The sequence below is a fragment of the Proteiniclasticum ruminis genome (assembly GCF_900115135.1).
GTDB classification, from domain to species: Bacteria; Bacillota; Clostridia; order Clostridiales; family Clostridiaceae; genus Proteiniclasticum; species Proteiniclasticum ruminis_A.
Map to the genome: position 1 here is coordinate 53756 of NZ_FOVK01000004.1, position 11859 is coordinate 65614.

The 11859-nt window shown below is 45.1% G+C and carries 8 protein-coding genes; 2 read left to right on the plus strand and 6 right to left on the minus strand.

Going from position 1 to position 11859, the window contains the following annotated elements; translation table 11 throughout:
- Nucleotides 1-258: 258 nt before the first annotated feature.
- Both BM243_RS07805 and BM243_RS07810 read left to right on the plus strand, forming a co-directional pair.
- A complete protein-coding gene (locus tag BM243_RS07805; RefSeq protein ID WP_074911818.1) occupies nt 259-987 on the plus strand; it encodes a hypothetical protein in 729 nt (242 codons plus the stop codon).
- A 21-nt stretch (nt 988-1008) separates the two neighbouring features.
- A complete protein-coding gene (locus BM243_RS07810; protein WP_074911819.1) occupies nt 1009-1674 on the plus strand; it encodes a rhodanese-like domain-containing protein in 666 nt (221 codons plus the stop codon).
- Nucleotides 1675-1771: 97 nt separating this feature from the next.
- Here the strand turns inward: BM243_RS07810 and BM243_RS07815 are convergent, their stop codons facing one another.
- The 6 genes from BM243_RS07815 to BM243_RS07840 all read right to left on the minus strand — a co-directional run bounded on the left by BM243_RS07815 (nt 1772) and on the right by BM243_RS07840 (nt 11848).
- Complete coding sequence (locus tag BM243_RS07815; RefSeq protein WP_074911820.1) at nt 1772-2626, minus strand: MurR/RpiR family transcriptional regulator; 855 nt, start codon at nt 2624-2626, stop codon at nt 1772-1774.
- Between the two features lie 35 nt (nt 2627-2661).
- A complete protein-coding gene (locus tag BM243_RS07820) occupies nt 2662-3351 on the minus strand; it encodes an N-acetylmannosamine-6-phosphate 2-epimerase (RefSeq protein ID WP_074911821.1) in 690 nt (229 codons plus the stop codon).
- A gap of 158 nt (nt 3352-3509) precedes the next feature.
- Nucleotides 3510-5105, minus strand: a complete 1596-nt coding sequence (locus tag BM243_RS07825) for a PTS transporter subunit EIIC (protein WP_074911822.1) — start codon at nt 5103-5105, stop codon at nt 3510-3512.
- Nucleotides 5106-5344: 239 nt separating this feature from the next.
- On the minus strand, nt 5345-8446 hold the full coding sequence (locus tag BM243_RS07830) for an AAA family ATPase (protein ID WP_074911823.1): 3102 nt from the start codon (nt 8444-8446) through the stop codon (nt 5345-5347).
- Nucleotides 8436-9578: a metallophosphoesterase family protein gene (locus tag BM243_RS07835; protein WP_074911824.1), complete on the minus strand. Its 1143-nt coding sequence runs from the start codon at nt 9576-9578 to the stop codon at nt 8436-8438. Before BM243_RS07835 ends, BM243_RS07830 begins: the two co-directional genes overlap by 11 nt.
- A 530-nt stretch (nt 9579-10108) precedes the next feature.
- Nucleotides 10109-11848 (minus strand): methyl-accepting chemotaxis protein, encoded by a 1740-nt coding sequence (locus BM243_RS07840; protein WP_074911825.1) that lies wholly within the window; start codon nt 11846-11848, stop codon nt 10109-10111.
- Nucleotides 11849-11859: the final 11 nt, after the last annotated feature.

Genomic DNA, 11859 nt, shown 5'->3' on the forward strand with positions numbered 1-11859 from the left:
GATTCGACATCATTCTACATGACTATATTATATTTATCCATATTTATAATTCTATTAATATGTGATTTTATATATCACTAAGCAATCTGACTTTTTTAATTAAAAGCATTGAAACCCAAAGCTTATCAGAATTATTAATTTTATGATCATCATGACTTATTTAATATTTTAACAATAATTTTAAAGATTGTTAATATATTGACCTTTTATGAACAGCATGCCATAATCGACCTATCAATTAAAAAACGGAGGTAAACAATGTCTAAGAAAATTTCATTATTTCTCGCTGCTCTTCTTGTTGCCAGCTTCACCGGATGTGCCGCCCCACAGGAAACAACTGAAACACCAGTGGAAGGCGAAGAGCAAACCACACCTGCTGGTGACATCAACCTGGAAGAAGTCAATGAGTTCCTCAACACCAGCGCAGGCTTAGGGCCTGGTTCTATTGGTAATGTGGTGCAGGTTATCCCTCACGCACATATTGACGGACCCAAGAATGAAACACCCTTTTATGCTTTTGTGAACTTCAAGTACACAGCAAGAGACTACATCAAATATCAGGTCACCTATCTGTCCTGTACCTGCCGTTCTGCTGATGTGAACTTCTGGCAGACTGCCTATATTGAACTGAGTCTTCCAAGCAGTCGAAAAATTGAGGATGCGGAGGTTGTGACCCTCTCCTTTGATAAGGACTCCACCGATCATTATCTGGGCGGATTCTGGGGAGATTCAAATCCAACTCCTGCTGGTGTCACCTATGAGACATTCAAGACCGAGTATCTCCCATTTTTTGAAGGGAAGAACCAGGCGTATATGAAGGCCATCAGCACCATCTGGGACATTAAAGCAGAAGACTATACGACAGGTGAAGGAAGAACAGACTTAACCATCGATACCTTCTCCGGATCTTCTGTTTCCGCAAACAACATCATCAGAATCATCAATGCACTCATGGATTACCACGCCACAGACGAATTTTTCCAATAAGATATTTTAGGAGGAACCACCATGTTAAAAAAACTCATAGCTATACTTTCACTTGCTGTTGTGCTTACAGGATGCGCAGCCACTGCTGCACCAAAAGAGGAAGCAAAAACTGATGACCAGCTCATCGCTGAAGGCTGGGTGAAGAACCCTGAAGAAGCAGGATACGCCAAAGTAGAAGAACTGCCTGCCCCAAGAACTGCTGAAGGAGACTACTCCATTGACAATTCCGCCATCAGTTCTGAAAACCTTGTGGAGTATCTTGGCAGAAACGATGTGGTCTATATTGACCTGAGAGACTACAACGATTATGCAAAAAAACACTTCAAGAACTTTGAAGCTGTTCCCTTCTTCGCTTACATCTGGAATGAAAATGCCCATACTGACGCTTCCATGGTGCAGCTCTATGGCGGACCTCAGGATGCACCAGTTGCAGTATATGAATCATCAGAAGCCATCCTGAACACTCTCTTTCCAAAAGACAAGACCCTCTTCCTCATGTGTCAGTCCGGCGGCAGAGTAGCCATGATGATGAAGATCCTGGAAGCCAATGGTTATGACATGAGTAAAGTCTACAATGTAGGCGGTATGGCGCAGTATACCGATGGAAAGTATAGAGAGTTCATCACAGACACGCCTGAATTCATCATTGATGTCACCTATAAAATCGAAGGTGCCACCAGAAACTAATTTCTTTTCACTTTATATGTTTCCCCATATATAGAAGTAAGAGCGCAGACGCCGGATGGTCTTTCCGGTATCTACGCTCTTATCTTATTTATCATGCTTAGTAGAGTTTTGGGAGAACCGACTGCAGAGTCAGTTCTTTATTCATCTCACTTGCTTCATAGGTCTTTAAATAAAATTTCGTATAAAGGATATCCAGAAGATACAGCTGAGCCACCTTAGCAGAAGTGGATCCTCCTTGAAGGGGTCCTTCCACTGAACCTGTGAGAAGCACAAGGTCTGCGTACTCTGTCAGCGGGGATTTCTGGTATCTCGTCATGACAATCACCGTGGCCCCGGCTTTCTTTGCTTCTTTTGCCACTTCGATGCTGTCTTTGGTCTGGCCTGAGAAAGAAATGATCACAGCCACTTCACTGGGCTTCATGAGAGAAGCTGTCATGGCCTGAAGATGGGAATCAAAGGCTGCACCGGTTTTACTGGTGATTCTTAGAAACTTGATGTGCCCTTCCAGTGCAGTGGTAAAAGAAGAGCCTACTCCAAAAAAGGTGATTTTGTCTGCTGCCACCAGGTAGTCCACAGCTTTTTCCATATGTTCAGGATTGACCAGCTGTGCTGTGCTTTCAATAGCAGAGATGTTCGCCACCCGGACCTTGTCTGTCAGAACATCCATGGAGTCTTCCTTTTGAATGGTGCTGTAGATCTTCTGGCTGGTCTTTTCCTCACTGGATGCATTGGCCAGGGCGATTTTAAACGCCTGATACCCTTCCAGCCCTACGGTTTTACAAAACCGGAAGATACTGGCTTCTCCCACTTTGGTGGCATCAGACAGTTCCGTGATGGACATATACATGATCTCTTCCCGGTGTTTCAGCGTATAGTCTGCAATCTTTTTCTCGGATTTCGTAAAGGTATTGTATAAGGTTTCTATGGATTGATAAATATCATAGGTTTTCATAGGACACCCCCTCTACTACTTTACCACGAGATGTCTTATTTTTTAACAGCTACCATGAATCTTTTTGTGATTTCCAAAGGCCTGGTGATGGCGGAACCCACCACAGCGCAGAAGGCACCGCTGTTCATTACCATTTCCAGTTCCTCAGGTGTGGAGATGCCACCCTCCGCAATGAGTGGTGTATGAAGCTTATTTACGATTTCTTCCATGAGAGAAACATCCGGAAGCTGTCTTTCTTTTGTGTAGTCTGTATACCCAGACAAGGTTGTCCCAAGAAAATCAAATCCTAAAGCTTCTGCAGTCTCCGCTTCACTGAAAGTGGAGCAGTCTGCCATGAAAAGCTGATGGGGATACTTCTCCCGGATCTTCGGAAATGCTTCCTGGATGGTTTCTCCATCTGGCCGTACTCTGTTTGTGGCATCCAGCGCAATGATCTCCACCCCTTCTGCCACCAGGGCATCAATCTCTTTCATGGTGGGGGTAATGAACACTGGACAGTCTCCATAGACTTTTTTGATGATCCCGATGAGCGGGAGATTCACATTTCTTTTGATTTCTTTGATGTCTTCCACAGAGTTTGCCCGGATTCCTTTGGCACCGCCAAGATAGGCTGCATAGGCAAGTCTCCCCATAATAAAGGAGCTGTGAAGAGGTTCTCCAGGAAGCGCCTGACAAGAAACCACCAGGTTTCCTTTGAGAGCCTCCATAATTTCTATTTTATTCATTCGGTCTGCCTTTCACCTGTTCAGGGAAAAGCTTCCTCCTTTTTGTGCATTTTTATATTCTAAATTTCTATTTTTCCATGGACTATGCCATGAACCTCATAGGATGAAATCCCCAGAAAGAAGCAGACCGCTTCCTTCCGGAGACTTACTATGGTGTCTTATCTTACTTTGTTGATGTCATTTTTCAGCACTTCAGCCAGTGCTCCATACACCACCTGGACACCATTGCCTTTTCTGAAGACTCCTCTTGCCTTGAGCTCTCCTTTCCAGGTGGCGTCATCCGCAACCTTGGAGACATCTTTTACCGTAACACGAAGTCTTGTGATGCAGGCATCCACATCCACCAGGTTTTCTCTTCCCCCCAGGGCGTCAATGACCAGTTCAATATCCATATCCTTTGCAAGGACATCTTTCTTGGAATACAGCTTCACTTCCTCGTCTCCACGACCAGGGGTTTTGAAGTTGAATTTCAGAATGAGGGTTTTAAACACATAGTAGTAGATCAGCGCCGTAGGAATACCCAGGATAAGAATCCAGATGAAGTTTGTTTTCGCATTTCCCTGAAGGAGACCAAAGAGAGTAAAGTCAATGATTCCTCTGGAGAATGTCACACCTACCGCAACATCCAGCATATAGAGCACTGCATAGGCAATGCCTTCCAGAAGCGCATGGATTCCGTAGAGAGCAGGAGCCACAAACAGGAAGGTGAACTCAATGGGTTCTGTGATTCCTGTGAGGAAAGATGTCAGCGCTGCGGAAAAAAGAAGACCGCCCACAAGCTTCTTGTTCTTGGTATCTGCCACTTTATACATAGCATAAGCAGCTGCAGGAAGTCCAAACATCATGGGCAGATATCCACCTGTAAAGAACTTGGTGCCTTCCGCACTGAATCTTAAGGTGTTGGGATCTGCCAGCTGAGCGAAGAAAATATTCTGTCCGCCCTGAACCAGTCTTCCTGCCACTTCCATTTCTCCACCTAAAGAGGTGAACCAGAAGAGCGGATAGATGGCGTGGTGTAATCCAAAGATGTTTAGAAGTCTCATGAAGAATCCATAGAAGAACACACCGATGGGTCCGGTCTTTCCAAAGAACTCTGCGAAGGTGGAGATTCCAAGATGCACATAAGGCCATACAAAAGGAATCACTGCACCAATGAGGCTTGCTGCCAGAACACTGATGATGGGCACAAATCGGACGCCAGAGAAAAAGGAAAGAGCTTCTGGCATTTTCTTGTCATAATATTTATTGGTTAAGAACGCAACTACAATACCGATGATGATACCGCCAAGTACACCAATACGAACGGAGAACATTCCCAGCTCATAGCCATACACATTGGCCTGCTTTGCAGCTTCCACTGCATTCATTCCTTGGGAAACAAAATAATCAATGGAGGTGGTTTCTGGTGTATGTCCCAGGAAGGATAGCACCTTGCCAATGACAGAATGCATTACAACAAAAGAGATGGCTGCGGAAAGACCCGCTGCTCCTTTTTCCTGAAGCGCAAGACCAGAGGCGATGCCCACAGCAAAAATGAGAGGAAGGTTGCCAAAGACCACATTACCGATGGCAGCCATGGTGCTTAAGACATAGTATAGGAATGTTCCTTCACCAAGGAGCCATGTGAGGCCGTAGGTCTCAATCATCAGACCATTGGTGAAGGCGCTGCCAATACCAAGCATAAGACCAGCAATCGGCAGAACCGCGATGGGAATCATGAAAGCTTTACCAAGACGCTGAAGCTTTTCAAACATATTTTTTACCTCCAAAATAAATTCAATAAGTGCCACCGGCTGTAATCCATTACCGGTTACCAAAAGAGTACCACGTTCATTTTCAGGTTTCAATAGTTTTTGGAAAATATTTCCAAAATGAATATCAAAATGGAAATAATTGCCAATTTGTTAGGATTTCAAAGTATTTTACTCAAAAAAAGAAGAGCCATGAAAAGGAAAAGCGAATGAGACCCAGCTCTTTTCATGACTCTCTCTATTTACTTCCGAGTTCTTCCAATCTCCATTACATCGATATTTCCCAGTTCCCTGGCCCACTCAAAGAGCCTTCTGTGGCAGGTGAACAGCACCGCCTGAAGAGACTCTTCTTTCTTCACTGCATACTCATATAAGAACCGAAGACCTTCGTAGGCTCTCTCATCGTCATACTGGGTGAATACGTCATCCAGGAAAATCGGCAGGTTCTCTTCCCCAGACATCACTAGATCCGAGATGGCAAGCCGCAACGAAAGATAGGCCTGATCAATGGTTCCTCCACTCAAGAAGCCCCACTCATAGCTGCTCTTTCTTTCAGGATCCTCCACGGAGATGGAGAAGTCTTTGGTGACACGGACCTTCTGATATTTTCCATCTGTAAGCCGTCTGAAGATCTCTTCTGTTTTCTCATTCACCTTTGGACCAAAGCTTCTCTGAAGCTCCGAAAAGGCTCCTTCCATCTGTTCTCTTGCAATTTTCAGCGCATCATAAATCCTCTGCCTCTTCTCCACTTTCTCTTTATAGAAGTCCAGTTCATCATCAATCTGACTGAGATTCTTCCTGTGCCTGTATTTTTCTTTCAGTTCCGTTTGTTTTTTGGTGATTTCTTCTCGGAGGCTTTGGACCCTTGTCTCCAGAGCTTCTTTCTCTTCTTTTCCCTGACGGACCTTCTGAAGGTCCTCTTCCGTGTAGTTCTCTTTGCCAAGGAGCTTCCCTATGGTGTTCCGAAGCTCCTCTTTATTACTTGCCAGCTCTTCTCTTGTCATGGAAAGCTCCAAGGGCTTTCTTTCAGATTTCAGGTAGGAAACATGCCGATACAGCCTGTCATATTCTTCTAAAGCATCTTCCATCTTCAAAAGCACCTGCTCTGCAGCGCTGAGATCTTCGACCTCTTTGATATCTGCAATTTTTTCAAGTAAGATCTTCAGATTTTCTTCCCCTGCTCTCTTCAGCTTTAAAACCCCTTCGCTTTCTCCCTGAAGGTTTTCTTCCTTCTCTTTTAGCTTCTCCTGATGCCCTCTATAGAGATGATGCAGTTGGAGAAGCCCATCATAGGTGTCCACTTGAAAACTGTCAAGAAAATCATCAGTCTCCTTCTTCAGCCTGTGCCTTTCAGTCTCTGTGTCTGTGATTTTACTTGAGAGCTCTTGGCGGTCCATAAATCCTTTTTCATTTTCTTCTTTCTTCAGAAGAAGCTCCTGCTCCTTAAGATCTTCTTCAGCCCCCGCAAGTCTTTCTTCCAGCTGAGCAGAAAGAATCGTCTTTTCCTCCAAGTCTTTCTTAAGGCCCGTTACAACAAAGGCTTTCTCCTTCAGCTTTTCCACAAGCTCTCTTAAAAGGCTTTCTGTCTTCAGAACTCCCTCTTCTGTCTTTTCGAGTTTTGTCTTCTGCTCCTGAAGGGCTTCTCGGATTTCACGTTTCTTTTCTTCTGATTCCTTTTGCACCGTCTTCAGCTCATCTCGGTATCTCGCAACAAGGCTTTCATCCACTATTTCTACGACTCGCATTACAGAGCTTTTCTTTCTTATGGAAAGTAGAATGAGAATACCCGCAAGGAGCAGTCCGCTGTAAAAGATCGGTTCTAAAACCATAGCCAGCACCACGGAAGCGGCTGCGGTTAGAAGAGCCAGCCCAAGCATCCCTTTATGCACCACTTTCCCGCCTGCAGTTTCTTCAGTGACCTTTCTTGGTTTCTCTGCTTCCTGAAGACGCTCCATGGCCTCCTTTATGCTGCGCTCTCTCTTGATGGACTCTTCCTTTTCTCGTTCTTCAGTACCTCTTACCTTCTCTTTCAGGATGGCGGCTTCCACCTGCAGATTTTTCAGCTCCAGTTCCATCTGTTGTTTTTCTTCTTCCAGTCTTTCCTTTTCCGCAGTGCCTTCCCTGCACGTGATTTCTTTCTCCTGCAGATCTTTTCTTTCACGATGATAGGTGAGCTTCAGCTGTGTATGCTTCTCTTTCAGTGCAGCTCTTTTCTTTTTGATCTCTTCCAGTTCATCCAGTTTCTCTTTCTCCAGATGAAGATGGGTTAGAAGCTCCTTGCACTTTAGAAGATGTTCTTCTTTCTCCTTCAGTGCCTCCAAATCCTCTTTTCTCACTTCTTGTATGGGATTTTCTTTCAGACTTGTAAGGTCCTGTTTCAGTCGCTTCAGCCTCTCCTCTTCAGCTTGCAGCTTTTTCGAGAGATCCTCCTGGTCTTTCAGAAGCTTTTTGAGATGCTCCAGATGTTCTTTCGTGAGCATTCCTTCTCTTGTCGAAAGCTTTTCCTTTACTTGGTCCGCCTCTTTTTCTGCTATAAGAAGTTTCTCTTCCCGGTAAAGAGCTTCTTCTACTTTTTCCATCTCTGAAGCATACTCAAGTACCTTCAGCTGTTCTTTCAAGCCTCTCTCCTTGGCTTCCTCTTCCATGAGCATTTCCTTCAACTGGCCTATGGAAAGGTGCGCCTGTTTTTTATCCAGCTCATCCTGTTCAGCCTCATAACGCTCTTCCTTCAGCTTCGCCATCTCTTCTTTGGCTTTCACCAAGGTTCCCTGCTTTCCACTTTTGGAAACCAGCGCTTCCATAGAAGATGTCAAAGTATCCAGCGCCTTCTTATAGCTGACATCTTCACTTCCTGTGGTGACGAGATTGAGAAGCTTCTCCGTGATTTCATCTTTTTTGCCGCTGGCATCCACAAGAATACCGCCCTGCCCGATGAATACACTCTTGGAAAAGGCCTCTTCTCCAAGGCCAAAAAACTCCTGTCCCGGGTCCTTTGTGCTTGCCCATTTGATGGTTTCTCCTGTGATCTCATCGAGAATCTTTACCTTATCGGAGCTGTTGCTCTTGCCAAAGGTTCTTTCCAGCCGGTAGAGGATCCCTTTATGTTCAAAGAGAATATGACCCTTCATCTCGTTTCCATTCCAGGGTCTGTATTTGTCTCTCAGGTTCTTGGAGAGATCTTTCGATCTTCCGCTGTACCCGTAGAACATCATGAGGATGAAGGCCATTATGGTGCTCTTACCGTCCTCATTCTGACCAAAGATGACGTTCATTCCTTCTGAGAGCTCCAGGTCATAGTTTTCAAATTTGCCAAAGCAGTCGATATGGATCTTTCTAATCTTCAATGATATTCACCTGCCCCTCAAATGATGTCATGCCGTATTCCAGTGCTTTCTCATAGGTGGCAAGAAGCACTTCATCTCCTGTTTCTCTTGCCTCCTCCAGAAGGCCTACAAGATTTCTCACATAGAGTCCACGAAGGCTCACTTCCTCCCGAAGGATCTCATAGTCTCTTTCCACCACTCTTTCATCTGAAAGCTCCAGATGGTATATGGATTCGGAGAGGTTCTTCTCGATGGTCTTCACAGGTACAGCCTCTTCTTCTTTACGGGTTCCAGTAAGAGAGATCTGGTAGATGTTCTTTTCATAGTCTTTGCCATAGGATGTTTGTAGGGTTTCCCTGATCTTATGCTCCACCTCCAGCTCCCGTACCAGTCCTGTGATATCCATGGCTAACCGAATATACTGCCTCTGGCAGACTTCCACATAACGAAGCCCATGGTGACCTTTATAAAGTTCTCCAAGATATACGCCTCTACTGCCCAGCTCGTCAAATCCTCTGCCCTCTGGGCATCCAGGATAGGCATAGAACGTGTCGCCAGCTCTCCCAATGTCTTCCCGTTTATGGATGTGACCTAGGGCCACATAATCCATACCGCTTTTTCTGAACTCTTCCAGCGTCATTGCATGATACTCACTTTTTTGTCCTGGAGACACCACATCCCCATGGATGCAGAGGAGATTGAGCCGCGAAGGGTCCACTTCCTCAAACTGAAGCATGGACTTTTTCTGATAGGTTCCAGTGAATCCCGCGCCATAAACAGCGACGTTCTTGTCTTCAAGAAGCACCCTTTCCATGGCTCCCTTAAAGATCTTCACATTCTCCGGCCATCCTTCTTCGAGATAGGGAGAATCCAGCGAAATATAATCATGGTTTCCCGGAGAGATGAAAACGGGGCATGAAAGAGCCCCAAGATAACTTTTCACGGACTGCACGGTCTCTGAATCCACATTGGACCCCTCAAAAAGATCTCCTGCAATGAGAAGAATCTCCACATCTTCTTCCCGGCAGAGATCTGTGATTTTTCGAAAGGTCCGGAGAAGCTCCCCTCTTCTTTCCTTGCTTTTCTTTGGCAGGGTCATCATTTCTGACCCCAGATGTACATCTGCACAGTGGAGTATTTTAATCTTCTGCATCTTTCCCCTCCTGATTCCTCAACTACATGTGAATACTTCATTGGATCTTTCCTATAATTCTATCAGGTCCCTCTATCCATTGCCAGATAAAAACGAATGATTGTTCTTTTTTGCTGCACTAAAATAGTTCAGGAGATACTGCCCGTTGTGGTGCATCTCCTGAACCTTTTTAATGCTTGTCATTTCCTTTTAAGAAGATGATACAGCACCATGAACGGTAGCAGTAGAATATAGAGACAGCCGTTCATAAAAATCCTCCTCATCACTCATTGAGAACTCTTCATCCATCACCTTATATATAATGGTCATTTATCTATCGTATTTCTACTCATATCGCATTGTAGATAATTTTTATCTATCTCAATATATTCACTTCCATCTACAATCTAACTGAATTTTCAAACTATATATCTGTTTCAATCATACTCTATTTATTAGCTTATCGTAAAAAAGTCATAACAAATCTATACTTTTACTCGTTTTCGCAAAAAAACAGGAAGATCTCTCTTCCTGTCTCAAAATCTGCTGCACTATAGAATGAATGCGCCAATGAGCTTCTCCAGCTCTTTCGCCAGACCATTCAGCTTCTCTGTCTGAGTGTTGATCTCCTCGACTCCTGCCAGCTGCTCTTCTGTGCTGGCTGTGACTTCTTCCGTACTCGCTGAAATTTCTTCCGTACTGGCTGAAATGCCGTTCATGGAATCCACAATGACTTCTTTTTTCTCGGTCATCTTCTCCATTTCTATCTGGATCTCCGAAATCACAGCCACCACTTTCCCGATGCTTGCCATGATGCCTTTAAACTGAACCTCCGTCCCCTGTACTGTGACATTCTGCTCTTCCATGGCGGAAGTAAGACCTCCCAGGGTTACCTTCGACTGCACTGCACCTTCTTCTATGATCTGTATGAGGTCCCGGATTTCCGTGACGGACTTTGAGGATTCCTCTGCAAGCTTTCTGATTTCTTCTGCAACCACCGCAAATCCTCTACCTGCTTCCCCAGCTCTTGCTGCTTCAATGCTGGCATTTAGAGCAAGAAGATTCGTCTGCTGCGAAATACCGGTGATGGTTTCTGTGAAGATCTTGATTCTTCCTGTAGTATCCGTCACACCAGAAACCACTTCACTGATTTTCTTTGTGGCTTCCCCGGATTTTTCTGTCACCTCCAGAAGGTCCCTCACGGTCTTCAGACCTTCTTCACTCTGGACCACAGTCTCTTTGGAAAGAGTTTCTACAGTTCTTGTTTTCTTTGCTACTTCTTCAATGCTTTCTGCCAGGTCCTGAGCTTCTACAGCGGCTTTCTCTGTCATGCCTGTCTCTTCTGATACAGCCTGTGCCACTTCCTGAATGGTTCGCGTAACCTCATTCAGAGCCATTTCCGATTGGGTGGTCACTGCAGCCAGGTTGCTGGAAAGATCCGTCACGGAGGATGCACTGGTTTTCATGGTGCCTACCAGATCAATAAAGTTCAGAAGCACTCTGTTGAAGGATCTGGAAAGCACTGCCGTCTCATCTTTTCCTTTGACAGGAAGCTCGGAGAGATCCAGGCGGTTCTCAGACATTTTCTCCAGACTTTCTGTGACTCTTCCAAGAGGCTTTGTGATGCTCCTGGATAAGAGAATGATGATGACAGCTCCAAGAAGTACAGCCCCAAGGAACACATATATCACGATCGCGCGGATATGATCTGCTCCGGCGTTGAAGTCCATCTCATAGGCTCCTGCGGAAACAATCCAGTCCCACTCTTCGTCATATTCCTGATAGGAGATTTTTGGTGCAGCTTCTTCACTGCCTGGCAGGGTCCAGGAATATGTGACAAAACCCCCTCCTTCCTTGGCTGATCTGATCTGTTTCTGGGCAAATTTCATCCCTGCTCCTGATTTATCGGAGGTCTCCCATAAGTTCTCTCCTTCCAGGCTGGGATGCATCACCAAAGTCCCTTCACTGTCGTAGGCAATGAAGTACCCATTCTCACCAAGATCAATGTCCTTCTTTATGGTTCTTTTTCCATCCATGTCTTTTTCGGACATGAGAATCTGGCGGATGGATTCTTTGGCTTCTTCCAAAGTCAGTTCTCCCCACTCCACTTCTTTCTTCTTGACCTCTATGAGCTGCCTCACCTGATGCACGCCATTTTTCAGGATCACTTCGCCTTTGGTGTTCAGCTCTTCCTTGGCTGAAAGATAACTGGCAGTCCCCAGAATCATAATGGGCAGAAGCAGCAAGAGACTCGAAACAGTGATGAGTTTGGTTCTTATGGATGTAAACATGAGTCCTCCTT